Raw genomic sequence first — 26,118 nt, 5'->3', positions numbered from 1 at the left:
ACGACTATGACATTTAAAAAATATACGGTCACTGCAGCGATCTTTCTATCACTCCTACTCGGATGCGAGGATCCCTACAACAAAAATATCGACGAATCTAAAACAGATTATGTCACGAACGACCCGAAGTTTCCGCCAACTCCCTTGGACAATTGGTTGGTCGACAACTTCACATATCCTTACAACATCGAAGTTAAATATCGCTGGGATGCCAGCGAAGCCGACCTCTACAGAACACTTGCTCCTGCAAAGGTGAATCAAGTGCAGCCGCTCATGGAAGTTGTTAAAGATGTTTGGATAGATCCTTATGCAACGTTAGCTGGTCCTGCATTTATCAAAACATATTGCCCGAAACAATTTCTGCTTGTGGGAAGTGCGCGCTACAACGTGGATGGCACTTTTACCCTCGGCACGGCTGAAGGCGGTAGAAAAGTAGTGCTGTACGTAGTGAACGACTTTGTTCCGGCAAATCGATCGGCGCTCAAAACAATGCTCCATATTGTGCATCACGAGTTCGGCCACATCCTAAATCAAAAAGTAATTTATCCTTCCGCTTTCCGCGAAATTACCGCAGGTGCCTACACGGGAGACTGGCGCTTTAGATCCGTTGCCCAAGCACGTGCGCAAGGATTCATCACCAACTACGCCATGTCATCACCCGATGAAGACTTCGTTGAAATGATTGCAACGATGCTCATTGAGGGAAAAGAAGGATATGAAGCAATTCTCGAATGCGAGACCAACGGCAACAGTCGCGCAATCATCAGAAAAAAAGAACAGCTCGTGGTGAAGTATTACAAAGATGCATTTAACATCGACTTCTATGCACTGCAAGAAAAAGTACAAGCCGCTATCGACGACATCGCGCCGCCGAGCGAAGACCCTGAGGAACTTCCGCCGCTGTTCGATTTATGGGGATTCGACAAAGAAAAGAAATCGGTAAGGTTCGACCTCACACAAACAAGTCAACCCGCTGAGTTCGCCGCACGATTCAATCAAGACAATAGAATTCTACATGACAACGGTTTAGCCTTAGACTATAATTTTAAGATGCATTACATCGCCGAAGATGAACTCGTTCTTAAACTATACTACTACACCATTGAAGAAGAAGATAGGGTCTACAAATATGCTAACTTCTACTTTATCACAACGGTGAATGAAGACAACACCATTAACTTGATTATGAATGGTGGTGATGACAACGCGTTGTACTTGGCCAATGAATTGAAAGCAAGTGCGCTCCTCGGATTTTTTGCAGACCGAGCATTCACGATCGATTGGCTACAAAGCTGCGGCAGCGAAGTGTACGTTGGCTTTATCCCTAAAGACTCGCCAAGCAATTTCTGCTTCGGTATGTTGGAAAATTAAAACACGTTTAACACCATGAAGCAAATAAAAATATACACCATAGTTTCACTCGTTGCCACACTGGCAATGATGACGAGCTGTGATAAACAGTACGACACGATCTTTAAAGAAACACCCGATGAACGTGTACAGGCTGCCCTTGCTGAATACAACCAAACTTTAGTAAATGCGCCACATGGATGGACAGCATCTTTGTACACAGGTACTGGCGCGGGCTACTTTTACTATTTCAATTTCAAAGACGATGGCACTGTGAATATGCTCTCTGATTTTAATGTTACAACTGCCGGCGAAATCATGGGTAGCACATGGACGTTGAAAGCGCTACAGCGACCTTCGTTAAGTTTCACCACTTACTCCTACGTTCACCTTCCTGCAGACCCTGACGGAAACATCAACAACGGAATTCCAGGTAGCGGCTTACGATCCGACTTCGAGTTTGCATTCGTACGCACTGCAGGCGACAGCATTATCATGGAAGGTCTGTTACACAAAGCACAACTCTTTCTCGTGAAAGCTAGCGCCGAAGAAAAAACCGCTTACGAAGGAAAACGAATCCAGGAACTCTTTTTAAAAACTGAGACTTACCTCAACGACTATCGTGGCTATACACTTACACTACCGAATAACGTAGAAGTACCTATGGCCCTTGCGCTCGAACAAAAACTAATTTCGTTTCAATATCTCGCCGCGCAAGACGAAACCATCCAACTTCCGATGAGTGCATTTACCTTTAGCACCGACGGAATTATTCTCAAAGACCCAATCAGAATTCATGATTACACGATTAAAAAACTCGTTTGGGATGATAACACCGAAAGCTATCACGTGACATTCGACACTCCGGTAACTTTAGTCGGAAACGATTCGCCCTTCATTCTACGCCCAGCCACGCCGTTGCATAGCATCCTTGGTGAGGTGAGCATCAAAACGTTGATTCCCTACGGTGCAGGAGAAAACCCGCTCCCAGCACAATCCGACGAATTCACCGAAGCATACAATTTTGCAGCAACGCAAATGCATGAAGGAGAATTTCGATTGACATTGGAAAACATGCAGTTTGTCTTTCCGCCAAATACAGATCGCATGTTCTTTGTTGTCTCTGTCTTACAACCCGTATCCGGTGGCGGCTACGCGCGTTTCCTTGCACAGTACACATACTCGTATCAAGTACGTGCAGATGGTACAATTAAATTTAAACTCGAAGGTAATGACGACAACGCCGGCGCGCTATATGCTGACCTGATCGGTATTCTTAACCACTTCGACAACGACACCTTTACTTTAGAATATGTTGGGGGAGGATTCTCCAAAACAGTAGCATTTTTTAGCCAAGAAGAAATAGGATATCACTTCGGCGCTTACATGACTGAATAATGTATTGTTAGGAATAGCTTGACGACTGTCGTCAGGCTTTTCGTTGTCCCATCCGCTAGCTATTCCTTCGTTAATATTTGGATACCCAAAGCCACATCGGTGTCACGCGTGGTCATCAGTACCTTTTTCATCGTGCCGTCAGCGTTGTAATATAGTCTGTCGACACAAAGGGATCTACGGTAACTTCCACCATTTGCTAATGCGCCATTGTGATAAAAAAAGTAGGGCACTCCTTTGAAGTCTACAATTGCTGGACGATTCGTTTCGCAGTTAACAGGAACCTCATTCAATATCCCTTTGAATTCCCACGGTCCATGAATATGTCGGCTCATCGCATATGCAACTTTCTCGGGCATGTCGTAGCCGTAACATAGGTAAAACCATTCTTCACGCTTGTGCAAATGAACACCTTCCTGAAACTTAGGCAACGCGATAGTTTGAACCGCGCCCGCCATTTCTATCATATTCGTTTTTAATGGCGCATAGTAGCAAACATCTTTTCCCCAAAATAAAAAAGCCTGCCCATCGTCGTCAATAATTACGCTCGGATCAAAGTTTCTTCCGCCATAAACAAGATGTGATGTCGTGACTAACGGCGTACCGCGCGCATCTATGAATGGACCTGTAGGATTATCAGCAACTGCAACCCCTATTGCTTCCCCACCAGATCGATTGGTTAATGACACATAAAAATAAAATTTACCATCGCGATGGATAATTTTCGATGCAAATGCATCACGCGCCGCCCAACTAAAATTCGACGGACTAAAATCAATCGGATGCTCGTCCCACGTCTGCAAATCATCGGAAGAAAAGCATAGCCACTCCGTTAGCACATAACCCGGATATCGTAATGGTGCTTCATCGTGACCAGTATACACATAGACTCTATCATTATGAACCAATACCGTTGGATCACTTGTAAACTTATGACGAATAATAGGATTGCCATTCATACCTAACATCTTTAGGAAAAATACCTTAATATCTCATGCCTGTGGCGCGACATGTCAAACATCGTTTTCAATCGATTTCTCAAAATCATTTGTATAGACATGAATTATTAAGCGGCCATAAGAGTTATTGTTATATTTAATGGTAAAGTCAATATTTCATTATGAACACCTCGCAACAAAACCGTCGCGTCGCGATTGTCGGTTATAACCGGATACCCTTTGCACGTGCAAATACTGCTTATACCCATGCATCTAATCAAGATATGTTGACAGCCGCGCTCAATGGATTAGTCGACCGCTATAAACTACAAGGTATTCTAATTGGTGAAGTTGCTGCAGGTGCTGTTCTTAAACACAGTAAAGATTTTAATCTCGTACGCGAAAGCGTACTGGGTACGGCACTTGACCCCGGCACGCCTGCCGCCGACATTCAACAAGCATGCGCGACCGGTATGGAGTCCGCAATCTATATCGCCAACAAAATAGCACTCGGCCAAATAGAAGTAGGTATTGCGGGCGGCGTCGATTCTATTAGCAATCTCCCGCTCATGACAAGTGAACCTTTGCGTAAAGCACTACTCGCCGCCAGGAGACAGAAATCATTTTTAGGAAAGGTTAAAGAATTTCTGAAAGTGAAATTGAAGGATCTTTCACCTGTAATCGCCGGAACGGATGAACCTCGAACAGGACTATCCATGGGTGGTCACACCGAAGTAATGGCGAAGTATTATCATATCTCACGACAAGAACAAGATCAACTTTCGTTAGAGAGCCATCAGAAAATGATTGCCGCGTACAAAGAAGGATTTTATGCAGATTTGATCACCCCATACCTTGGCCTCGATCGCGACAACAACGCACGTGCCGACACAAATCTGGAAAAACTCGCGAAGCTCAAAACGGTCTATGATACTTCCGTCAATGGAACACTCACCGCGGGTAATTCAACCCCACTCACCGACGGAGCATCAACAATTCTGCTCGCCAGTGAAGCATGGGCGAAAGAACATAACTTGCCAGTGATCGCCTACATCACACATGTTGAAGTCGCTGGGATTGAATTTGTGCAGCAACGACAGAACCTTCTCCTCGCGCCTGTTTACGCGGCCACACGTATGTTACAAAAAGCAAATATGAAGTTGGAAGACTTCGACTTCTTCGAAATACACGAAGCATTCGCCGCGCAAGCACTCGCAACAATGAAGATATGGGAAAGCAAGGAACTGATGGCCACTTTCGGATTCAATGAAGCACTAGGGAAAATCGATCGTTCTAAACTGAACGTTAAAGGCGGAAGCCTAGCCGCTGCACACCCTTTTGCCGCAACAGGCGGAAGAGTAATCGCTACAATGGCAAAATTGTTAAATCAAAAAGGGAAAGGAAAAGGTTTAATTTCCGTATGTGCTGCTGGTGGTTTGGGCGTGACAATGATCGTTGAAAAACCATAGCGATCACAAGCCACTACTCCGTGAGCTTCTTTAATACATCAGGATGCTCAACCTTAACGGCTTTTGGCAACACTACCTTACCACTTTCGTCGATGATGAGGTAACGCGGTATCCAATCCAATACAATATAATTGGTAAGCGTATTTTTCCATGCCGTTTCACTTCGGAAGTGCGCGCCGCCTTTCATGTTGAACTTTTCAATGGCGTTCAACCACTTGGTTTCGTCTTTATCAACGGAAATAAAAATGAAATCTACTTTTGTGCTATCAACATCTTTTATGAGCGCTTCTAGTTTGGGATAACCAACGATACAATCGCGACACCACGACGCCCAAAAATCTACAAACACTTTCTTACCACGATGTGCTTCGATAATTTTTCCAAACGTTGTCTTTCCATTATCCCGAGTGAGCAATGAAAGATTTAGCACGCTATCCGGAAAAGCTTGCGTAGTAAGATACGCTGGTGGCAAAGCATCTTGCGCATAACTAAAATCGGCACGACTAAAAAGTACAATAAGCGCTATGGCAAGTGTTTGAATTTTCATCGTTATATTCTTTCTCCCTAATTAACGCCATTTAGTTCTTCCACACAAAAATATCAACACGGAAGATTTACAGACTCCGCCATCCATTAACATTCAAAAAGTATTTTACAGAAAGCTGCAAACGTTGGTTTAAAGCCGCCAACCCAGGTCCGTTTCATGTCCCAAAGTCCCTCAAACGATTGACGTAAATCTTACTCAATCTTTATCGATCAGTCAGCCATTGCAATTTGTGCAAGCGGCAATACGGAGCATTTCAAGAGCAAATTTCTTTGCATCCCCGCCAAAACATACACCACATAATTCTACGGGATAATACGGAGCAAATTTCGCCACATCACGTGTGCGGGCTATGTTTTACAAGAAAACACTTTTTCTGTAACCCAACATTGCGCACATCGACTTTCGCCCAACTAGAAAATAATCCAGTCTCGACACTTCATGAAATTTGCATTCAATAACAAAAGGCCATGAAGAAAACAATACTCGTCGTCGACGATTTCGCTAGCATCAGAGAATTTATCTGCGATACCCTTAAACGCAAAGGCTATGACATTCTTGGTGCCTCAAACGGGAATGAAGCAATTCAGGTATTAGAAGAAAACAAGGACCGTATTGATCTTGTCCTTTCCGATTACAACATGCCGGATTGCAATGGCCTTGAGTTGCTCAAGAAAATCAAAACGCACGCAACCATTGCTAAGACGCCCGTCATTTTTTTAACGACTGAATCAAGTCCTGAAAAAATGAAGTCAGCAAAAGAAGCAGGCCTTGCTGCCTGGATCAAAAAGCCATATAAAACAGAAACGTTTTTCGCGCAAATAGAAAACGTTCTTAAAAATGGATAGCACGCAAATCCGGTTTATTGAAGACACGCTCGACCTATTGAATGACCTGGACGAAGGGTTACTTCAATTGGAAGCTAATCCGAACGCTTCCGCGCCGCTTGAGCAAGTCTTCAGAACGATGCACACCATCAAAGGTGCTGCGAATATGTTTGGCTTTGAAAACATTGGCAAACTCGCGCATCAGATTGAATCGGTTTTTGATCTCGTTCGCTCCGGTAAAGTACAAGTCACCGATGCCATCATCAGTCTTACGCTTCAAGCTTTCGACAATGTGCGCAATCTGCTTCAAACGAAAGACCTCCAAAAAATTCTAAACGACGACTTGCTGAACGAACACATCGCTCAAAGCACGTCGTACTACAAAGATCTACAAGCAACCAATACAACCGAAGAAGGAACTGTTACCAATAGAGATGAGCTGGCAACGTTCTTCCTCAACATTACCCCAACTATTGAGATGACAAATGATGGAAACCATCCCTTGGTTTTCATTATGTCAGACCTTCAAGACCTTGGCACATCTTCTATGAAGATCAAAACCCAAGGTGAAAAAATTATCTGTTGGAACCTTTTCATTTCAACGACGAGTTCAATCGCCGAACTTTTAAGTTATTTTCTTTTTGTAGAGGATGAATGTAAAGTCGAACATCAACGACTCGCAGAAGGAAACCTTTTTGAAGATAGCGACTTCCAACTTGTAGTCGATAAATTCAACGACGGAAGCGTTGTGTGGGAAGCCGTACAAGACCAAGCTCAACTTTCGTTATCGAAACTCAAGAGCATTCAACAACAACAAGATGATGACGCACCGGTTTCATCCTTCAAAAAACAACAAGGTGATGCCATCATCAAGGTGAGTAAACGAAAAATTGATCACCTCCTCAATTGGATAAGCGAACTCATCGTATTACAAGCGCAACTCACAACCGTGAGCAAAGAAGCTGTTCACCCTGCGCTACATAACATTTCCGAACAATTGGAAATGATCACCAGCAGACTTCGCGATACATCTTTGGAGATCGGTCTTGTACCCATTGAAACATTGGTTACAAAATTCAAAAGATTTGTACGAGATCTTTCAAAAAGTCTAAATAAGAAGGTCAACTTCTTAAGCGAAGGTGCCGATACGGAAATGGACAAGGACGTAATCGAAATGATGACCGAGCCCATGATCCATTTGATCCGTAATGCAATCGATCATGGTATCGGAACACCAGAGGTTCGCAAACGCAATGGCAAAAGTGAGCATGGCACGGTAAAACTGAAAGCCTTTAACAGCAGCACTTTCGTCAACATCGTTATCAGCGACGACGGAGAAGGTATCGATAAAGAAGCTGTCGTGAGGAAGGCAATTCAGTCTGGCATCGTCACAGGCGAAGAAGAACTCACCGACGAAGAAGCACTGAACCTCATTTTCCATCCCGGTTTATCTACAGCTGCTAAAGTATCTGACATTTCTGGAAGAGGGGTTGGTATGGATGTGGTGCGTCAAAAAATTCATGAACTCAGAGGGAGCATCACCATAAAAAGCGAGAAAGGATTGGGTACATCCTTTCATATCAAACTTCCGCTCTCACGATCTATTATCGAAGGGCTTTTAGTGAACGTGGCGCAAGCACGTTACGTCATACCACTGAATGTGATTGAAAGAATTGATCGCATCCCTTATGAAGCATTGAATAAGGAACAAAGTGTGAATCGCTCCATTCTCGTCAATGAAGAACTACTACCAGTACTATCACTTCGCAAAAAATTTCACAGCACAGCTACCGATACACCGAAAACTGCCGACATCATTTCCATTTCCATTGATGGCAAGCGACAAGGCATCGCAGTAGACAAGATTGAAGGTAAAATGCAAACGGTCTTAAAGCCACTCGGCGATGTGTACCAACAGCAAGATTTCATTGCCGGAAGTACAATCTTAGGAAATGGCGGATTAGCGCTCGTCTTAGATCCTTCCAGATTATTAAAACTAGAACATCATTAAAATCACAAGTGTATATGCAAACCACAAGTGCGATTAACTCTTACATCACATTCGGATTGGGCGAAGAAAAATTCGCACTACCGGTGTCTTTTGTGCAGGAAATCGTTGAAGTCGACAAAGTAACAAAAATTCCCAACGCACCAGAGTTTATGCTGGGCATCATCAATCTCCGTGGAAGAATTCTGCCATTACTAGACACGCGTTTAAAACTCGGTCTGCCCAAGTCAGAAACCACGAAGAAAAGTCGCATCCTGGTACTAGACATTGAAGTATCGGACAAATCAATCCAAATCGGAGCGTTGGTTGATGTGGCGAAAGAAGTTGTTGAGATTTCCGCCGCCGATATTCAAGATGCGCCCGACTTCGACAACTACAATGCAAAAACACCCATCACTGGCGTGAGAAACAATCAGGGCGACATCACGCTCATCATGGATATCAACAAAGTGTTCTCGGCTTCCGATATCCTTCAACTTAATAAAGTAATCAACTAATTTTTTAAAATACCTTCTATCATGATCAAGAATTTGACCATCAGAACAAAACTCATCGCCGCATTCAGTTTACTGCTGCTTTTGATGGGTGTGATTTTCATTGTGTCGTACTTCCGTATCAGCGACATCAATGATAAGCTTAACAAAATCACGGATGTCAGCGCCGTACAACTTCAACTCGTGGGCGACATTGAAGTAAACTTAACAGAGATCAGCCGCGATCAGAAGAAGATTATTCAAGCCGAAGATGCTGAAAGCATGAACGCACTGAAACGTTCTATCGACGGATTTACCGAAGAGCTGAATTCAACCATACTTGAATTGGAGAAGATCAGCACCGGTGAAACGCTGATTAAGATGAAAGACTTGAAGGCACGCGTTAATGACTTCTTGAGCGCAGGCGCAAATGTTGTTCACCTCGCTGCACAAAATTCAGAAGTACAGGCAACAAAATTATCGCAAAACGAAAGCGAAGTTGAGTTCCAAAAAATAAAGTCAACATTGGACGAACTGTTGACCAAGGTTTCGGCAAACAACGGCAAAGAAGTTTCCGATAGAATTCACCGTATGCGCGGACTATTGGTTGATCTCAAGAATTTTGAGATGACTCTAATCGCCGCAGAAACTGACGAAGTCAACAAAGAGATAATCAAAAAAGCTGGTGAAATAGAAACACAAATCGAATTAATCAGCACAGCCGTTGGGGGTTCTCTTTCCGGCGAAGCAAAATCTTTGTTCGATCGCTATCAAATGCAATACAGCAACTTCTACAATCAACATTTGAAAGTTCGTGAGCTTGCTCAATTAAACACAAATACAAAGGCAGAAGCGCTTTCAGAAGGTGAAGTTGAAAAGATGGACGACGCATCAGACGCAGTGCTCTCTGAAATCGAAGCGATGATCGAAGGTGAGCTTGCTCAGGATCGTATAGAGGTGGACCAAATGTATTCAAGCACGATCATTACAATGGTTGTCGTTATCTCTGTTGCCGTTCTTCTTGGGATTTTGATCGCAGCATGGCTATTAAAAGATATAACAGGTTCACTCAACCTCGCGAAAGCAACAATCAAAAAAGTAGCACAAGGTGATTTCTCTGCCGATATCAAGCAAGATAAAACGGACGAAATCGGCGATATGTTGATCGAATTGCAATACATGATTGAAAAGCTCCGCAGTAGCGTTGATGTCGCTAAAAAGGTTTCTAAAGGAGACTTAACGATAGACTTCAGCAGCATGAAAAATAAAGGTGGCGACTTAGACGAAGCACTGGAAACAATGGTGGGTAACTTGCGTGAAATTGCATCGAGCATTTACAACGGCGCCGAAAATGTTTCTGCTGCCAGTCAACAAGTAGCCTCTGCATCTCAACAGATGTCGCAAGGCGCGCAAGAACAAGCTAGCGCGACGGAAGAAGTATCATCTTCTATGGAGCAAATGGTTGCCAACATCCAGCAGAATACTGACAATTCAAGAGAGACTGAAAAAATTTCCAACAAAGCTGCGAAAGATATCCAGATCAGCAGCGAATCAGTTTCTGAGACCGTAGAAGCTATTACGAACATCGCCGATAAAATTGCAATCATCGAAGAGATCGCTTCTAAAACAGATCTACTCGCATTGAACGCTGCGGTTGAAGCGGCGCGTGCCGGCGAACATGGAAAAGGCTTCGCGGTAGTCGCGGCTGAAGTTAGAAAACTTGCCGAGAGAAGTCAGAAGGCTGCTGCCGAAATCACAGAGATCTCAGCAAAGACAGTGAAGGCCGCACAGCAATCGAAAGAACTTCTTTTGAACACATTGCCAGACATCAACAAAACAGCGCAACTCGTACAAGAAATTGCGGCTGCTAGTGTGGAACAAAATACGGGTGCAGACCAAGTAAACGGAGCAATCCAACAATTGTCGCAGGTAACACAAGGCAATGCATCGGCTGCAGAAGAGATGTCATCAAATGCGGAAGAATTGAACAGCCAAGCAGAAGAATTGAAAGCAGCGGTGAGCTACTTCAAATTGGATAACGCTGCGATGTCGAAGTTCAGAAAAGCAAAAACATCAAATGGATCGCGTGGACCGGTTAAGAAATCGACCGTGACAGAAGTTTCTAATAACGGTGTGTCACCGAAGGGTTTCGACCTTAAACTCGACGGCGGACCGTCAGACAGTGACTTCACGGATATCGCATAACGATCTTATTACCATGTTTTCAATAAAACATTATCTATTGGCCTTCGCGTGGCTCGCTACTATAGCAAGTCACGCGCAAAGTGCAGTGCAGCCACCCACACGAATGTCGGTAGCGACCTTTCTGAATATCGTCAATACACATGATGACATTGCAAAAGCACAGTCTGCTGTACAAATGGCAAAAGTTGATATCGAGCTCGCATCTGCCTCACCATCGCCAACGTTAACCTTCGGGAATGCATGCGGTGATGTAAGCGGCATCAGCATGCCTCATCAACTGTATGCTGGCCTAGATTTTACCATTGAGACCGGTGGGAAAAAGAAAAATCGTATTCACTACTCCCAAGCGCAAGCCGACTTAGCCCGTGTTGAATACGAAATCTTCGTAAGAAACTTTAGACGCGAAGCGCTGATGCTGTACAATACTTGTTGGCTCGAAGAGACACACATCGCTACGCTCACCAATTATCATGATGCCTTGGCTAAGATGACCACCGCTGACAGTATCTCAGCGCTACAAAAAAGTATTGCACTCAAAAAACTACAATTAGACATCGCAGCCCTTGAAGAGACTTTCCATGAAAATATCATTGCGTTTAATGAACTCATCGGTTCAGAAAACACAATCGTGTATCCAGAAGGCCCGGCTTGGAACGAGACAAATGACATCATCGTCGCAGATCCTAAAGCGAATGACCTCACGCTGATGCAACAAGATCTGTCATCGTCGGTGGCGCATCGCGAGCTAGCATTAGCGCAAAGCAACCAACGCGGTGACTACACGCTTTCACTCGGAAATAGCTTCATGACGCGTGCACGAAATACAGAAGCTCCTTCACCTGCATACAATGCCGTGACTGCGACAATTTCCATTCCCATTCGATTTACATCAAATAAATCGAACACACACATGAACAGACTCAAGAAAGAGGCACTTGACCAGCAGACTACCGTTACTTCAGACGATTTAAAAAAGAAATGGCAACAACTTCGTCAGCAAAAGCACAAGCTAACGGAGGAGATTAAAATCATTACGGAACTTCTCAACGATCAATTAAAATTGATGAACATAATTTCCGTATGCAATACTGCAAACATTAGCAATGCAGAAGAATTATGCGCGTTAGCGAGGCGAAAACAAGATAAGGAAATCGCGCTTGCAAAAATCAACGGCGAGATTTTCTGGCACAACGACACACCCCGCACGCACCTAATCGCGAATACAAAATGATACAGCTACAAGCACCTATGCCGCAAGATGCTTTGTTCATGCACATGGACGATGAAAGCTTTCAACGCTTGAGCACCTATGTAACGCGCGAGTACGGAATCAAACTCCCGCCTTCGAAACGCTCGATGCTAGAAAGTAGGCTCAATAAAAAGGTCAAGTCGCTAGGCATGACCAACTATAAACATTTTATCGATTATATCTTCAGTGAAGAGGGAAAGCAAACCGTGCTCTTCGACGTAATCGATTTGATCACTACCAACAAAACCGATTTCTTCCGTGAACCCGCACACTTCGATTTTCTAACGAAGCAATATCTACCAGCTTTCAAAACAGCAGGAAACGACAGCTTGAATATTTGGTCAGCAGGATGCTCTACCGGCGAAGAACCCTATACAACGGTAATGGTTCTCGAAGAATTCCGAAAAAAGAATCCGCACTTCAAGTACAATCTACTTGCATCAGATGTGTCTATGCGCGTGATGCAAACTGCTTATCAAGGAATTTATACGCTAGACAAAATCGCGGGTGTTCCGCATGAAATACGCCGCGAATACTTCCTGCGCAGTAAAGTCCAACCCGACGTTGTGCGCATTAAACCACAATTCCGCAAGAATATTTCGTATAAACGAATTAACTTGATGAACGACTCTTTTGGACTAAATTCCAATATGTTTAACATCATCTTTTGCAGAAATGTATTGATATACTTTGACAAGCAGCGTCAAGAGGCGGTGATTCGTAAGTTCGCCAACCATCTCCGCCCAGGGGGAATTCTTTTTCTCGGTCATAGCGAATCGATCATGGGAATGAATGTACCGTTTCGCCAAATCAGGCCTACAACCTACGAACGCATCTAATATTAGCATAGCGACTATGGCACGCCCGATTAAGGTTTTAATTATCGACGACTCCGCGCTGGTACGGCAAACGCTAACCGATCTTATTAGCGCCGACCCATCATTGGAAGTCATCGGAAAAGCTGCCGATCCAATCTTCGCTGTACAACACATAAAAAAAGAAATTCCGGACGTTATTACACTCGACATCGAAATGCCGCGCATGGATGGGATTACGTTCCTGAAAACATTGATGGCGCAATGTCCAGTACCCGTCGTTATCATCTCGAGTCTTACACAAGAAGGGAGTAATTTGGCATTACAAGCACTCGATCATGGCGCCGTAGAAATTTTATCGAAGTCTGAAATCAGAAACACAAAAGAGCACCTCGAAGAATCTAAAATACGAATCATCGACGCCATTAAGGCTGCTTATATGGTGCCTGTGAAACGTGTCGGCATCGCGAGAAAAACACAACCGACTACACCCGTAAAAAAATCTGCTAGCATCTATAAGACAACCGATAAGGTAATCGCCGTTGGTGCATCTACGGGGGGAACGGAAGCGCTTCGATTATTTTTGCGACAACTCCCCGTGACAACACCTGGTGTATTGATCACCCAACATATGCCCGCGGGATTCACGAAATCGTTTGCCGAACATTGCAATAAAATTTGCGAGATAACCGTAACCGAAGCAACCAATGGCGAACGCGTATTGCGAGGCCATGCCTATATCGCCCCCGGCGGAAAACACATGGAGTTAGTTCGAAGTGGTGCGTTATACTATATCAAAATCAGCGATGGTGAACTCGTTAACAGACATAAACCTTCCGTTGATGTACTCTTTAATTCCGTAGCGCGACACGCCGGACAAAATGCTGTTGGCGTTATCATGACCGGTATGGGAAAAGATGGTGCTCAAGGTCTACTACAAATGAAAGAAGCAGGCGCAAAAACAATTGCCCAAGACGAAGCCTCCTGCATTGTTTTCGGTATGCCGAAAGAGGCCATCAAACTAAACGCTGCAGATTACGTTCTCCCGCTGACAGAAATTTCTAAAAAAGTACATTAACTAAATTTAAGGCTACCTGGCACTTAGATTTTTCCGCAGGAAAAAGATTAAACGGTTAATTCACAAAAGCGCCAACTTTTGTAACTAGCGTTGATGTTCGAAAAATCTACAGGCGACAACACACACCAGGAATTTAAACGGATTGCAGAACCGGGTAAAGAGGCACTCTTCAAAAACTTCGTACCCGATACTTTTACCATTCACGAAAATCAACAGCTTCTACTCGTCATCGGTAAACATCGATACTACGATCTCATTAGTACGCAACTAATCCTGTGCGAAAAATCTGCCAACAACAAAATCAAAGCGCCATTCGAAAAGATAAACCCGATGGATTGGGTCTGGAAAGAAAATCAGATTCCACAGCTGAAATTTTATCTCGCCGTAATCCGCTTTCAAAATGTCTATCAAAAATCACAAGCAGATATTCAAAGTCTCAAAGCACTCATCTCAAATCCACTTAAACTCCAGTGTTACGCTCACGATCATCGCATCTCCGACAAAATAACGACTAAGTCAATTTCACCCGTGGAAATCACACAAAGCAAGCTCTCCACGAAGGTGATCGTCACAAAGCATGTAGATTATTACACCGTTCATTGTGAATTCAACGCGGATAACACGCGATTTGCGCTCGAGAGAATCTCTATCAACCACGAATATTTTATTTGCGTTCACGACCGTTGGTATCTATGCGCCGACGTAAACATGTTACAGGTGATATCCTATTTCATCGAACATGGCCCCGTACTTACACTTTCTTACGACACATTCAAGGAATTCAAACACGACGTATTAAACACGTTTGAGTTGTACGTTACGGTAGAACTAACGGACCTCACAGAAAATACAGGGAACAAAAGGTCCAAATCAGATTTCTCAAATGTTGAGATAAAGAAAATCATCTACCTCTCGAACCTCGACAATTACATTGCCATCAATCCGGTTATTCAGTACGGACATGTAGAAGTTCCAGTGCTCTCGAAGAAACAAATCTATTTCGAAGATGACGACGGAAAACAATTTAAGGTTGAAAGACAAGGTGCTCTCGAAGATGACTTCATTGCGTTGTTATTAAAACAACACAGCGATTTCAACGATCAACTTTCAAACCCATTGCTTTATTTCTATTTGCACAAAGCATACTTCCTGGATCAACATCAATTTTTACGTTTGTTCGACGATTGGCAAGCCCATAATATTGCTGTATTTGGATTCAGTGAACTAAAGGGAAATAAATTCAACAGGAACCGGGGGAATATTACCATGCGCGTGTCCAGTGGTGTAAATTGGTTCAACACCGATGTGAACATTCAGTTCGGAGACACCCGCGCTACTTTGTCGCAGCTGAAATATTCTCTGCGCAATAAGTCACGTTATATTCAACTCGATGATGGCACCATTGGTATCATCCCACAAGAATGGATCGAAAAATTCAAGAGCTTCTTCCGCGTTGCTGAAGTCGACGGCGACCATTCGTTTCGAATAAGCAAAACCAATTATTCGTTTATTCAAGCAGAAAGCGAACTCGTTATTGATAGCGAAGCGAAAAAAGAAATCGCTTCGCTAGAACACGCGCTCAATAATATAATCGACATACCGCTCGTTCCAGTTCCGCTCACCCTCCAAGCTTCGCTCAGGCATTATCAGCATCAAGGGGTTTCATGGCTAAACTTACTCGACGACCTAAAATTCGGTGGTTGCCTTGCCGACGATATGGGGCTCGGTAAAACAATACAAGTCATTGCCTTCATTCTCCACCTGAAAGAAAAACACAAAAAACGAACGCACTTAATTGTCGCGCCTACTACGCTGCTATTCTCCTGGAAGGCGGAGCTTGAAAAATTCGCACCAGGGTTGAAAGTTCATATTCAACACGGAACAAAACGTATTAATGTTACAAAGTTTATTTCTTTTGACGTCGTTCTCACGTCCTACGGAATTGTAGCGCAAGACATTCAGCGTCTCGCGCAGTTTAATTTCTCATACGTAATTCTCGACGAAGCGCAGAATATTAAAAACTATTCTTCACAACGACATAAAGCTGTTTCGTTATTGAAATGCGACAATCGCCTGATACTTTCCGGGACGCCCTTTGAAAATAACGTATTTGATCTTTTCTCACTATTCTCCTTTGCTTGCCCGGGACTACTCGGAACACGTCAACACTTCAGGGATACTTATGGCATTGCTATCATGAAGTATAAACAAAAGCGCGCTTCAAAACTTCTTCAGAAAAAGATCGCGCCGTTCTTACTGCGGCGTACCAAGGATGAAGTTGCCCGCGAGCTACCAGAGAAAACGGAAATGATCTTGTATTGCCAGATGGATGTAGAACAAACATCGCTCTACAAACAAGAAGAGAAAAAATTCAGGGACTATATTTCAGCCATCAAACAAGACGAACTTCTTAAACATTCGCTTCATATTCTAAAAGGCTTAACACGACTTCGACAAATTTGTAATTCCCCTGCCCTATTAAAAGAAGACGCTGTGCACACAACACAGTCGGCTAAAATTGATTTAATCCTCGATAAACTCACGGCTATTTCTCCTCAACACAAAGTACTCGTGTTCTCACAGTTCGTATCAATGTTAGATCTGATTGCTGCTGGACTTGACGACAGAAATATTCCCTACACGACTCTAACGGGAAAAACAAAAAATCGTAAGGAAGTCGTAAAGCAATTTAACGACGACACTGCATTGCGGGTATTTTTGATCAGCCTCAAGACTGGCGGCACTGGCTTGAATTTGACCGCCGCCGACTACGTCTTCATTGTCGATCCATGGTGGAACCCGGCTGTAGAAAATCAAGCCATTGATCGTGCCTACCGCATCGGACAAGAGCAGAAAGTTGTAGCCGTCAGGTTTATTTGCAAAAACTCAATTGAAGAAAAGATCGTCACGCTTCAGGAATCAAAAGCATCCATGTCAAAAGTTCTTATGGACACGAAAAGTCCCTTTCCAGGTTTTCAAACTAAGGAAAGTTTGCTCGACTGGATCGATCATTAAATCGCCACGACGCGTTCCTGTTTAAACGCAGACGGCGCAATACCAAAACGTTGTTTAAATGAGCGGCTGAAGTGAGATATACTTTCAAATCCGCTTAAGAAAGTAATGTCGCCAATAGACTTTTGTGTATCGTTTAGCAATCGTATCGCGTGGTTTAGTCGCTGTTCGAGCAACCATTTCCCTGGCGCGATGCCATATAGCTTCTGAAAATCTCTCTTAAAAGTAGAAAGGCTTCGATTGCTAAGTTGAGCATATTGCTCCAAGCCGAGATTGAAACAATAGTTTTCATCCATAAGGCGCTGCAGCGAAATATGTTGTGGTTCATGCAGCAAAGAACCGAAATACGATAGAAGCTCGGCATTCTGAGGATTGTCGGCAATCGTTAAAATCAATTCTTTGAATTTCAATTCAAGCAAGGAACGATCAGGATCATAGTTGTCAGAGAAGTAGTTAGAGAAAGAATGAAAAAATCCTGACAGCGTATCCGACTTATCTAAAATCATTACCGGCTCATACTTGTTCGTATGTACATTGAGCGGTTTCGATTTTGTCTTTAGTGTATCGCATATAAATTCGTCGGGTATAAAAAACAGTACCACACAAAAGCCTTCATCAAGAAAATTCTCCAGAACCCAAGCTCCCTTTCTTACAAACACGCATGTATCGCGACCGATCTCATACGCTTGATTTGCCGTATGCCAAACTTTTCGTCCTTCGACTACATAGAACAAATAATTATACTTTGTCCAGAGGTCCGCAAAATGAGTTTTCATCATACGCGCTTCAAGAGGGCAATTAAACGCTGTGATTAACGAATCGCCGCAGTTGAACTGTCGATAATAATTCGGATTCTGCAACACTCTTTCATAAAAGTTCATCATACGTTGGAGCAGATTAAGTTTAAAGTTCCTCTATCATCATTTGTAATTTTCTTTAGCAGAACGTTACGCCTTGACCTTTATAGACATCAACTTTGAACCAGTAAGTAAAATTTAGTGACGATAAACGCAATAACTTTGTAAAAGATTCATGAGGGGATTTCCCTTTTCAATTGTCTCAACCGAGAACGAACAGATGGCCATTAATAGATCATATAAATAAATTAGAAAAAAAAGATGAATCCGAACAAGCAATTATGGGAAAAGGGTGATTTCACCCGTCTTGCAGAAACGATGCGCGAAAGTGGTGCACAATTGGTGACAAATATTGGAATAAAAAAAGGAATGAAAGTCCTTGACCTTGGATGTGGTGATGGTACTACAGCAATTCCTGCTGCTAAATTAGGCGCAGAGGTTCTTGGCGTTGACATTGCTTCGAACCTAGTAGCCGCAGGAAATCGTAGAGCAAAAGCAGAAGGGCTCACCAATATTTCTTTTCAAGAAGGAGACGCAACAAACCTCGCGGAACTACATGACAAAAGTTTTGATGTGGCGGTAAGCATCTTCGGTGCCATGTTCGCACCAAAACCATTTGATGTTGCAAAAGAACTTGTTCGCGTTACGCGCCCCGGTGGAAAGATCGTAATGGGAAATTGGATCCCTGGAGATCCGACACTCGTCGCACAAATACTTAAGGTGAGCTCGTCATACACACCGCCACCACCAGAAGGCTTTGTTAGCCCGATGCTATGGGGTGTGGAGCAAAACGTAATCGAACGTTTTATGAATGCTGGGATTGCAAAGGAAAATATCTCCTTCACCCGCGACACGTACACTTTCAGCGCACCCTTCTCGCCTTCAACTTTTGTAGATCGTTTCAAGAACTTCTACGGACCTACCATGAACGCATTTGAAGCTGCTGAAAAAAATGGCAAGCAAGCCGAACTACAACGCGAACTAGAAACACTCTTCAACGATCAGAACAGAAGCGGCAGCAATGACCGTACGTCTATACCAGCTACTTTTCTACGGGTCACCGTAAACGTGAATTAGAGCGGAAAGTGGAAAGCGGAAAGCAGAAAGCGGAAAGCGGTCCAGTCGAAAAAAAGTCTCGCCGAACAGCGAGACTTTTTTAAAGTAAGCAGTTGCAAAATCTTCTTACTTCTTACTTCTTACTTCTTACTTCTTACTTCTTACTTCTTACTTCTTACTTCTTACTTCTTACTTCTTACTTCTTACTTCTTACTTCTTTAAAAAGAAAAGTACCCCAACTTGCAGTCCCCATGAATTCATGGCGAATGGTCTTTTGAGTGGCGGCTCACCACCTTCACCTTGCGATTCACCTTCTTCATCTAACTCTATCGTTCTGTCCTCTTTCGGGATATCTTCAATTCTGTTCTCACCATTCACTTCATATGTAGTAATCTCCCGTTCTTTTGGCGCGTATGACATCGCTAAGAAATTTAGCTCAGTGAAGAGTTTTACGCTCTCGCTTAACCCATAAGTTACACCAACGCTACCCCGAAGACCAATACCAAGACCACCAGAATACTCAGACTTTTCAAGAAACGTGTAGCTGTTTGCGTATGAGTCATTATACTCCTCATCAATTTTGGTTTGTGAGAACACTGGCCCAAAACGCGCCACTGGCTGAAATTTACCCGTGCCACCGATAAATGTTAGCGCCGGTGAAAACTGTATCGACCGTGCTTGGCGAGTGGTCTCACGTAAGCTGGTACCATATGGATCAATGGATTCATTTTTCTCCACTGAATATTCTTTTCCTACCAAGTAGCTAAATCCTAGATCATAGCCGAAAAGACCATTTCCGAACATACCACCAAAGGCTAGGTCAGCTGAAAGTCCGGTGCCATAACTTCCGTAGACACCTTTATAACGACCGTTGTCATTGTTTTGGTAATCGTATTTGTATTCGCTACCCATAGATTCACCACTGAGCGGCAAATTATAGCCAACATTCGCGCGAATGTATAGCTGGCTAAACGCAGGCAATGCAGCAAGGCAAAGCAATAATGCTAATAGATTTTTTTTCATAGGGGATAAATAATTAAGGCTCGTAAAAATTTATAGGCCCAAAGATAGTTGAAAGTGAAGCAAAGAATCATCTACAACATGAATATGTAGGAGGGGAATAACCCGGTTTACAGAGCTTTTAGACAATTCACCATAACCCTTCGCGCACTTCGCCGTTCTAGACTATCCAACGGCATCAACGGTGTGCCTATACGCAATCTGACGCACAAACACTTTGAATATTTAAAACAAAAAAAAACAAGTTACATGAAACAAAAAGTGAGCAATCTTGTACTCGTACTTTCATTTGCGGCCGTAATCTGGTCTTGTAAAGATGATGATGTAAATGTCTCGGGCTTATCGCTAAACAGCAACGAGATTACCCTTTTTACAGCCGAAGAATCTACGCTCACGGCTACCGCAGCCCCTTCAGATGCAGACAACAAAACCATCTCGTGGAGCACCGATAAAGCCAACATCGCTACGGTAGATGCTATAGGTAAAGTCGTTGCCCTTACACCTGGCATTGCAAAAATCACCGCCACATCTCACAATGGAAAGACTGCAACCTGTACCGTCGTTGTCCTGAACGGTTACAACTACGATGAGGACAGAAAAGAAATCAAAACTGCAGTTTACCAAGATTATACAACTGAAGAAGGCGGCGGATACCGCTTTTATTTATATCCTACTGAAGAAGAAGCAGGTGCTGGGGAAAGTCCAAACGAATATGTATGGATAGACATCCCTAAAGAAAGAATGGGCACTACGTTTCAACTCACAACAGAAGATCCTTACAACTGGGGCTGGTGGATCGAGTATGTTGTGAAAGACACTGAGCTGAGCCTCTCTGGATTCGGTCACGAAGGTGAGATGGAAGACGTTGAAAGCGGAACGATGTACGCAAAAGTTACGGGTGAAAATACATTCTCGCTGAAGATCGAAGTAAAATTCCTGAATGGCGAAACACTTAAATTCTCTTACGAAGGTGCAATGACTGAGGTTGATGCCGACGATGGTCGCAGACCAACGAGTTTAAATAAAAATCAATAACTACCGTCAACTGACTTTGCAATACCTCATCAAAACCGGATGAGGTATTTTTTTGATCAACGCAACGGAAGCAACTCCACCTTACGAAAGTCAATCGGTTGCCCCTCGCTCTGTAAAGCAATGTAGCCTGATTTTAATGGCTTACCTTCTTGCCATACAGAACGATCATAATTATTAGCAACGCCACCACCCATTGTCGGATGCGTATATTGCAAAACGGTATCACCATTGATCATGTGTGTAATGAGCGAGTCGCCCAACACAATCAATTCTGCCCTCACCCACTCGTCTTTTCCGAAAGTCTTCGAAGACGAATTCAAACAATGGCCATCATACTTTTTTCCTTGAAAGACGATATCCGTGCCCGGTGAACACATATTACCTGTCGGCCTCACTTTACCATCACCAAGACCAGCCAAAAATTGCATCTCCACTGAGATCGGCCAATCTTGTTCTTTCGGCATCGTGTGTGGGTCTTGAGAATGGAACATCACGCCACTATTTAAAACCGTATAACTCGGTGCTCCGCGTTGAAGCTCGCCCGCAAAACGGTACTCCACTACCAAGCGATAATATGAATAAGGTGTCTTGTAATAAAGGTGTCCAAACTGATCATTAAAATCTCCATACTTATCATAACGCACTTTGATCATTCCGTCTTCGACGCGAAAAGTCTCATGAGCGTTCACGCCAACTTCATGGTGGTGGATCTTAACAAACCAATCTTCAATATCTTTCCCATTGAACAACGAAATCCATTTGGCTTCAGCTTTATTTGCCTGAGCAGTAGATCTCATTTTCGAATTGGATTGACATCCAACGATCAGGATAGAAAACAACAATATAACAATAGCAGAATTTCTGAGTGAGATCATATTGATTTAATCGTTCAAAGTGAAGTGAAAAATTAAACCAAAAGAAACACGAAAACAACCCTCGTAAGTTAAGACGCAAGCATCACGGGTTGAAATTTAAAATGTAATGGCAATGTAATCGTAACGGCTGCACCCTTACCCCATTCACTATCGATTCTAACCGTACCACCAATTTTCTCTACGAGTGTCTTCACAATCGACAATCCCAATCCGGTAGAACTCTCACCTGCCGTTGGTCGTGCGGAAAGCTTTTTGAATTTTCTAAACAAATGTGGCAAGTCATCAGGATGAAAACCCTGGCCTTGATCAGCCACAATGATGTCAACGCTCTCTTCCTTGCGAACTACACGCAATTGAACTTCTTTTCCCGCGGGCGAAAATTTAATCGCATTCGTGATCAAATTATCGAGGATGCGATCAAGATAACTCGCGTTAGACGAAATAGAAACCTCCGCCGGTGTATCGATGGCAAATCGAATATTCTTCTGCATCAACGATGCACCAAAATGAGCAGACATCTTCTTTGCTTGCGCAACCAAATCTATTGTCGATACTTCAACAACCTGACTGTTTTCGTACTGATTGATCTCTAATAGATCGCGAATCAAACCGTTCCCCTGAGTACACACCTTCTCGATAATCGTGATTAACTCTTTATCGTCGCGCGTCAACTGCGGATTAAAGCTTAGGAGGTGAACAAGTCCAGAGATACGATTTAACGGTGCGCGTAAGTCATGCGCAACGACGCCGATCAATCCATCTTTTTCACGATGCAGCTCTTCCAGTGCTTCATTTTTCTGCGCCAACGATTTGTTCTGTTCCTCAACCTTATCGACAAGCAATTTAAGTTCTTTATATGCCTCTGTAATCTTTGTATGCTGCTCTTCCAATACAGTTGAATGACGCGACTTCACCGTCAACCAGTAGAGAATGGCCATAATGATGGCGATAAAAAAGATAGCAGAAATTATTAAGAGCTTCTGATTACTGGACGCTTTCAACGCTTCCATTTTCTTGGCTTCGCTTAACAGCAATATCTCTTTATCTTTTTTTTCACTTTCATAAAGCTCTCGCATTTGAAGCACCTGTTGGCTTTTACGTTCGTTGAACAAGCTGTCGTTCAAGGCCGAGTATGCCTTAAACCAACCATATGCACCTTCGTAATTCTTCCGAACAGAGTCGAGTTTTGCATTAAACAAATACGTTTTCTCAAGCCATAACATAGACCCCGTGCGTTTGGCTATCTGATGTGCTCTATCCAAATGGCGCGCTGCTTTTTCACGCTGATCCATCTTGATATACAATTCCGCTGCGCCAAGAAGTCCTTTCAAGAGTGCCTCCTCACTTTTAATCGCTTCAGCGATTTCGATTGCCTGATTAAAATGACGCTCCGCCCGTACAAAATCTTTCCTTAAAAAATAACATTCGCCAAGATTGCCGTGCGCTAGTGCCATCCCGCGTTTTTCATCCACTTGACGATAGGTGACCAACGCTGAATCTAAATATTGAATAGCAGATTCATAACTGCGTTTTTTCATATACACTTCACCGACATTGAGCAACGCCACAGCAATAAACTGTGTATGGCCCAGGTCGCGCATCGTCCTGAGATATTTTTGAAAATATTCTAATGCAGCGTCGTACTGCAAAACGCTCATGTTCACAACACCAATATTATTCAACACCGAAGCATAGTAGAGTTTATTATCAAATTTCTCACAAACTTTTAGCGCATCCATGTAATACCCCAACGCAGTTTCGTAACTACCTCTATTGAAGTAAGTAATGCCCATACTATTCAGAATCTTGAACTTTATCGCATCATCAGCATATGACTCGATTAACGTAAGCGCAGTTTTGTAGTGATCGAGTGCAACGGTGTACTTGGCTTGATAATCATTTACCTGCCCTTTGAACAAATGAACGTTTGCAAGGCGTCGATAATTTTGAATGGATGTAAACAACGCGGTGGCATGATCAAGATGGCTGAGAGCACTATCGTAAGCACCTTGTCGCATGGCCACGTGACCTAAGGTTGTCCAACTTTCTCCCTCCCCCTTTTTATACCCCAATTTTTGTGAGAGATTTTTCGCCTCCAGTGCAAAAGCAACTTCATCGTTGTATTGACCTGTTCCATACATGGCACGTGCCAGATTGAGCAGAAGATTTACACGAACGGTATCTTGCCCCGTGCGCTGAAGTACATTGTTAAGGCTATCAATTTTATGCTGCTGCCCAAACATGTTATGAAAGGATAACAACAGCAAAGACACCATTAATAAACTAATGCGACTAAAAGACTTTCTCCCTACATACACCATATTTCCGCGAATAACTTAATCGTAAATATCCTATACGGCAATTAGACAGTTCCAGTTTACGATTCGTTGGACTCATGTATGATTTACTATCATTTTGTTTCGTGATTCATGCTTTTTTAAACCAATCATGATTTAACAACGGTTGCCCTAACAGACATATGGTTTATTACTACCCCATAGACATGGTGGAGCACATGCACCGCGTTGGAATAACAACAGGGTTTGCACAGGAAACACAATCGCGTTACCTTGCGGCAGTTTTAATAAGCACAACATGACTAAAGAACAAGCGAAAGAATTAAAAACACTTCAACGTGAATTAAAGAAGGACGTAAAAAATGTTGAACGTCAGCAGAAAGCGATCGATAAAAAGCTCGCTAAACTCGAGAAGCTTGTTACGAAATACAACGCAAAATAGTACACAGGTTAATTCAAAAATAGAAAGGCATGCATCACGCGTGCCTTTTTTTGTTGCATCTCAATTACAGCCGCATTCGCAAAAGTGGATAAGCTCTTCCTTGATCATCTTTATCCGTGCGTTCATACACTTTGAATCCCATGCGCTCGTAAAATTTCACTGCATTGGTATTCTGTTCGTTCACATCAACCTCACAAGCACGGAGGTCTGACATGGCAAACATCAACAATCGCTTACCTAAGCCGCCAGAAAAATACGCTGGGTCTAAAAACAACATTTCTACTTTTCGCTCGGCCACGCCGATAAATCCAATCACGGTATCCTCATTCATCAAGCAGTAAACCTCGAATGCCGCGAAGTCAATGCCTTGAACGAGCTTTTTAATCTCTTCGAAATCTTCAATACTCAAAAAATGATGCGTAGCCCTAACGGATCTCTCCCAAACATCAACGATTTGCGATCGATACGATTCTTGATATGATTTGATCATGACGTTATTCATATTTCATTCACCTTTCATGCCCAGGAAATTACATTTCCGACAATTCCGTATTCACCATCTTGTTACAACCGAGATAGAGAGTAAATTCACTTAATACTCCAAGCATCGCGCCACACGCTCCACTCTACCATTACCAACGTGCTGATTACAATGATCTCACCAAAGAAGTAGATAACACCTAATGGCTTCAAATCTTTTAAGTGAAAAATAACAAGCACCAACGTAACTAAACAGTAACAAACATTTAAGCCAATAACGGTCAATAATAAAGATCTCCACAGTCTGCTTACTAATAAAAAGCATGACGCAGAAAACAATCCAAGTAACAATGCAATGATCAGCAACAGCGTCAGCAAAAAGTTGGGCATACCAATATAGCCGTTGAACTTTAGAAGAATAACCAACAAAAAAGAGAAACTCAGAAATGCACCTAACGCGTCAACCAAAAAGATATTCCGGGGAGTTAATACAAATCTTTTCACCATTTAATTTCAAATCTACTAAAAGAATTTCGCTCATCACGCTACGCATTGAGTTTATAGTGTCGCGAAATTCACAGCAACCGGAATATCAAATTAACAGACCGCGTCGTCTATTGTCTACCTCGCCTACCGAATAGTCCATCTCGCCCACAATTGACTGCTCCAGACAGAAGATTCAACACACCTTTG

General features: G+C 43.0%; 22 protein-coding genes. 14 read left to right on the top strand and 8 right to left on the bottom strand.

The window, feature by feature from the left end:
* Positions 1-6: 6 nt before the first annotated feature.
* Together DQQ10_RS13030 and DQQ10_RS13025 are read left to right on the top strand one after the other, a co-directional pair.
* A complete protein-coding gene (locus DQQ10_RS13030; RefSeq protein WP_112747320.1) occupies positions 7-1,371 on the top strand; it encodes a zinc-binding metallopeptidase in 1,365 nt (454 codons plus the stop codon).
* Positions 1,372-1,386: 15 nt separating this feature from the next.
* Complete coding sequence (locus DQQ10_RS13025) at positions 1,387-2,748, top strand: DUF4302 domain-containing protein (RefSeq protein ID WP_112747319.1); 1,362 nt, start codon at positions 1,387-1,389, stop codon at positions 2,746-2,748.
* A 59-nt stretch (positions 2,749-2,807) separates the two neighbouring features.
* On the opposite strand, the gene DQQ10_RS13020 is transcribed toward DQQ10_RS13025, so the two are convergent.
* On the bottom strand, positions 2,808-3,704 hold the full coding sequence (locus tag DQQ10_RS13020; protein WP_112747562.1) for a glycoside hydrolase family 43 protein: 897 nt from the start codon (positions 3,702-3,704) through the stop codon (positions 2,808-2,810).
* Between the two features lie 161 nt (positions 3,705-3,865).
* On the opposite strand from DQQ10_RS13020, the gene DQQ10_RS13015 reads away from it, so the two are divergent.
* Positions 3,866-5,152 carry an acetyl-CoA C-acetyltransferase gene (locus DQQ10_RS13015; RefSeq protein ID WP_112747318.1) on the top strand — a complete coding sequence of 429 codons (1,287 nt, stop codon included), beginning with the start codon at positions 3,866-3,868 and terminating at the stop codon, positions 5,150-5,152.
* A 13-nt stretch (positions 5,153-5,165) separates the two neighbouring features.
* Here the strand turns inward: DQQ10_RS13015 and DQQ10_RS13010 are convergent, their stop codons facing one another.
* A complete protein-coding gene (locus tag DQQ10_RS13010) occupies positions 5,166-5,699 on the bottom strand; it encodes a TlpA family protein disulfide reductase (RefSeq protein WP_112747317.1) in 534 nt (177 codons plus the stop codon).
* A gap of 467 nt (positions 5,700-6,166) precedes the next feature.
* On the opposite strand from DQQ10_RS13010, the gene DQQ10_RS13005 reads away from it, so the two are divergent.
* The 8 genes from DQQ10_RS13005 (at position 6,167) to DQQ10_RS12970 (ending at position 17,366) form a co-directional block, all read left to right on the top strand.
* Positions 6,167-6,544 carry a response regulator gene (locus DQQ10_RS13005; RefSeq protein ID WP_112747316.1) on the top strand — a complete coding sequence of 126 codons (378 nt, stop codon included), beginning with the start codon at positions 6,167-6,169 and terminating at the stop codon, positions 6,542-6,544.
* Positions 6,537-8,534 (top strand): chemotaxis protein CheA, encoded by a 1,998-nt coding sequence (locus DQQ10_RS13000; protein WP_112747315.1) that lies wholly within the window; start codon positions 6,537-6,539, stop codon positions 8,532-8,534. The genes DQQ10_RS13005 and DQQ10_RS13000 overlap by 8 nt, the downstream gene beginning before the upstream one ends.
* Positions 8,535-8,548: 14 nt before the next feature.
* Entirely contained in the window at positions 8,549-9,028 is a 480-nt protein-coding gene (locus DQQ10_RS12995; protein WP_112747314.1) for a chemotaxis protein CheW, read from the top strand.
* A gap of 21 nt (positions 9,029-9,049) precedes the next feature.
* Entirely contained in the window at positions 9,050-11,209 is a 2,160-nt protein-coding gene (locus DQQ10_RS12990) for a HAMP domain-containing methyl-accepting chemotaxis protein (RefSeq protein WP_112747313.1), read from the top strand.
* Between the two features lie 13 nt (positions 11,210-11,222).
* Positions 11,223-12,440: a TolC family protein gene (locus DQQ10_RS12985; protein WP_112747312.1), complete on the top strand. Its 1,218-nt coding sequence runs from the start codon at positions 11,223-11,225 to the stop codon at positions 12,438-12,440.
* Complete coding sequence (locus DQQ10_RS12980) at positions 12,437-13,297, top strand: CheR family methyltransferase (protein WP_112747311.1); 861 nt, start codon at positions 12,437-12,439, stop codon at positions 13,295-13,297. The genes DQQ10_RS12985 and DQQ10_RS12980 overlap by 4 nt, the downstream gene beginning before the upstream one ends.
* Before the next feature lie 16 nt (positions 13,298-13,313).
* Positions 13,314-14,351 (top strand): protein-glutamate methylesterase/protein-glutamine glutaminase, encoded by a 1,038-nt coding sequence (locus tag DQQ10_RS12975; RefSeq protein ID WP_112747310.1) that lies wholly within the window; start codon positions 13,314-13,316, stop codon positions 14,349-14,351.
* 93 nt (positions 14,352-14,444) lie between these two features.
* Positions 14,445-17,366, top strand: coding sequence for a DEAD/DEAH box helicase (locus tag DQQ10_RS12970; protein WP_112747309.1), 2,922 nt, complete (start codon positions 14,445-14,447; stop codon positions 17,364-17,366).
* Here the strand turns inward: DQQ10_RS12970 and DQQ10_RS12965 are convergent.
* On the bottom strand, positions 17,363-18,247 hold the full coding sequence (locus tag DQQ10_RS12965) for a helix-turn-helix domain-containing protein (RefSeq protein WP_112747308.1): 885 nt from the start codon (positions 18,245-18,247) through the stop codon (positions 17,363-17,365). The two genes, DQQ10_RS12970 and DQQ10_RS12965, sit on opposite strands and share 4 nt — an antisense overlap.
* Before the next feature lie 234 nt (positions 18,248-18,481).
* Between DQQ10_RS12965 and DQQ10_RS12960 the strand changes: the two genes are divergently transcribed.
* On the top strand, positions 18,482-19,297 hold the full coding sequence (locus DQQ10_RS12960; RefSeq protein ID WP_112747307.1) for a class I SAM-dependent methyltransferase: 816 nt from the start codon (positions 18,482-18,484) through the stop codon (positions 19,295-19,297).
* A gap of 189 nt (positions 19,298-19,486) precedes the next feature.
* Here DQQ10_RS12960 and DQQ10_RS12955 read toward each other — a convergent pair whose 3' ends face one another.
* Complete coding sequence (locus DQQ10_RS12955; RefSeq protein WP_112747306.1) at positions 19,487-20,299, bottom strand: hypothetical protein; 813 nt, start codon at positions 20,297-20,299, stop codon at positions 19,487-19,489.
* A 246-nt stretch (positions 20,300-20,545) separates the two neighbouring features.
* Between DQQ10_RS12955 and DQQ10_RS12950 the strand changes: the two genes are divergently transcribed.
* A complete protein-coding gene (locus DQQ10_RS12950) occupies positions 20,546-21,331 on the top strand; it encodes an Ig-like domain-containing protein (protein WP_112747305.1) in 786 nt (261 codons plus the stop codon).
* 56 nt (positions 21,332-21,387) lie between these two features.
* On the opposite strand, the gene DQQ10_RS12945 is transcribed toward DQQ10_RS12950, so the two are convergent.
* Together DQQ10_RS12945 and DQQ10_RS12940 are read right to left on the bottom strand one after the other, a co-directional pair.
* Positions 21,388-22,128 (bottom strand): 3-keto-disaccharide hydrolase, encoded by a 741-nt coding sequence (locus tag DQQ10_RS12945; protein WP_112747561.1) that lies wholly within the window; start codon positions 22,126-22,128, stop codon positions 21,388-21,390.
* A gap of 146 nt (positions 22,129-22,274) precedes the next feature.
* Complete coding sequence (locus DQQ10_RS12940) at positions 22,275-24,449, bottom strand: tetratricopeptide repeat-containing sensor histidine kinase (RefSeq protein WP_165823920.1); 2,175 nt, start codon at positions 24,447-24,449, stop codon at positions 22,275-22,277.
* Between the two features lie 352 nt (positions 24,450-24,801).
* On the opposite strand from DQQ10_RS12940, the gene DQQ10_RS27950 reads away from it, so the two are divergent.
* Complete coding sequence (locus DQQ10_RS27950) at positions 24,802-24,945, top strand: hypothetical protein (protein WP_165823919.1); 144 nt, start codon at positions 24,802-24,804, stop codon at positions 24,943-24,945.
* Between the two features lie 64 nt (positions 24,946-25,009).
* On the opposite strand, the gene DQQ10_RS12935 is transcribed toward DQQ10_RS27950, so the two are convergent.
* Positions 25,010-25,447 carry a GNAT family N-acetyltransferase gene (locus DQQ10_RS12935; RefSeq protein WP_112747303.1) on the bottom strand — a complete coding sequence of 146 codons (438 nt, stop codon included), beginning with the start codon at positions 25,445-25,447 and terminating at the stop codon, positions 25,010-25,012.
* Positions 25,448-25,533: 86 nt separating this feature from the next.
* Entirely contained in the window at positions 25,534-25,932 is a 399-nt protein-coding gene (locus DQQ10_RS12930) for a hypothetical protein (protein WP_112747302.1), read from the bottom strand.
* Positions 25,933-26,118 lie beyond the last annotated feature (186 nt).

This window comes from Pseudochryseolinea flava, from assembly GCF_003286915.1.
Classification (GTDB): domain Bacteria; phylum Bacteroidota; class Bacteroidia; order Cytophagales; family Cyclobacteriaceae; genus Ohtaekwangia; species Ohtaekwangia flava.
The sequence above is the reverse complement of the archived record's forward strand: the minus strand, read 5'-3'. Positions and strand labels throughout refer to the sequence as shown.

Bases quoted from the DNA above. Each gene is read 5' to 3' on its own strand.
- DQQ10_RS12975 (WP_112747310.1), top strand. From the start codon at position 13,314: ATGGCACGCCCGATTAAGGTTTTAATTATCGACGACTCCGCGCTGGTA.
- DQQ10_RS13020 (WP_112747562.1), bottom strand. From the start codon at position 3,704: ATGAATGGCAATCCTATTATTCGTCATAAGTTTACAAGTGATCCAACG.
- DQQ10_RS13005 (WP_112747316.1), top strand. From the start codon at position 6,167: ATGAAGAAAACAATACTCGTCGTCGACGATTTCGCTAGCATCAGAGAA.
- DQQ10_RS12995 (WP_112747314.1), top strand. From the start codon at position 8,549: ATGCAAACCACAAGTGCGATTAACTCTTACATCACATTCGGATTGGGC.
- DQQ10_RS13015 (WP_112747318.1), top strand. From the start codon at position 3,866: ATGAACACCTCGCAACAAAACCGTCGCGTCGCGATTGTCGGTTATAAC.
- DQQ10_RS12930 (WP_112747302.1), bottom strand. From the start codon at position 25,932: ATGGTGAAAAGATTTGTATTAACTCCCCGGAATATCTTTTTGGTTGAC.
- DQQ10_RS13025 (WP_112747319.1), top strand. From the start codon at position 1,387: ATGAAGCAAATAAAAATATACACCATAGTTTCACTCGTTGCCACACTG.
- DQQ10_RS12985 (WP_112747312.1), top strand. From the start codon at position 11,223: ATGTTTTCAATAAAACATTATCTATTGGCCTTCGCGTGGCTCGCTACT.
- DQQ10_RS12940 (WP_165823920.1), bottom strand. From the start codon at position 24,449: ATGTTTGGGCAGCAGCATAAAATTGATAGCCTTAACAATGTACTTCAG.
- DQQ10_RS12980 (WP_112747311.1), top strand. From the start codon at position 12,437: ATGATACAGCTACAAGCACCTATGCCGCAAGATGCTTTGTTCATGCAC.
- DQQ10_RS12945 (WP_112747561.1), bottom strand. From the start codon at position 22,128: ATGAGATCTACTGCTCAGGCAAATAAAGCTGAAGCCAAATGGATTTCG.
- DQQ10_RS12970 (WP_112747309.1), top strand. From the start codon at position 14,445: ATGTTCGAAAAATCTACAGGCGACAACACACACCAGGAATTTAAACGG.
- DQQ10_RS13030 (WP_112747320.1), top strand. From the start codon at position 7: ATGACATTTAAAAAATATACGGTCACTGCAGCGATCTTTCTATCACTC.
- DQQ10_RS12990 (WP_112747313.1), top strand. From the start codon at position 9,050: ATGATCAAGAATTTGACCATCAGAACAAAACTCATCGCCGCATTCAGT.
- DQQ10_RS27950 (WP_165823919.1), top strand. From the start codon at position 24,802: ATGACTAAAGAACAAGCGAAAGAATTAAAAACACTTCAACGTGAATTA.
- DQQ10_RS12935 (WP_112747303.1), bottom strand. From the start codon at position 25,447: ATGAATAACGTCATGATCAAATCATATCAAGAATCGTATCGATCGCAA.
- DQQ10_RS12950 (WP_112747305.1), top strand. From the start codon at position 20,546: ATGAAACAAAAAGTGAGCAATCTTGTACTCGTACTTTCATTTGCGGCC.
- DQQ10_RS12965 (WP_112747308.1), bottom strand. From the start codon at position 18,247: ATGATGAACTTTTATGAAAGAGTGTTGCAGAATCCGAATTATTATCGA.
- DQQ10_RS12955 (WP_112747306.1), bottom strand. From the start codon at position 20,299: ATGAAAAAAAATCTATTAGCATTATTGCTTTGCCTTGCTGCATTGCCT.
- DQQ10_RS13010 (WP_112747317.1), bottom strand. From the start codon at position 5,699: ATGAAAATTCAAACACTTGCCATAGCGCTTATTGTACTTTTTAGTCGT.
- DQQ10_RS12960 (WP_112747307.1), top strand. From the start codon at position 18,482: ATGAATCCGAACAAGCAATTATGGGAAAAGGGTGATTTCACCCGTCTT.
- DQQ10_RS13000 (WP_112747315.1), top strand. From the start codon at position 6,537: ATGGATAGCACGCAAATCCGGTTTATTGAAGACACGCTCGACCTATTG.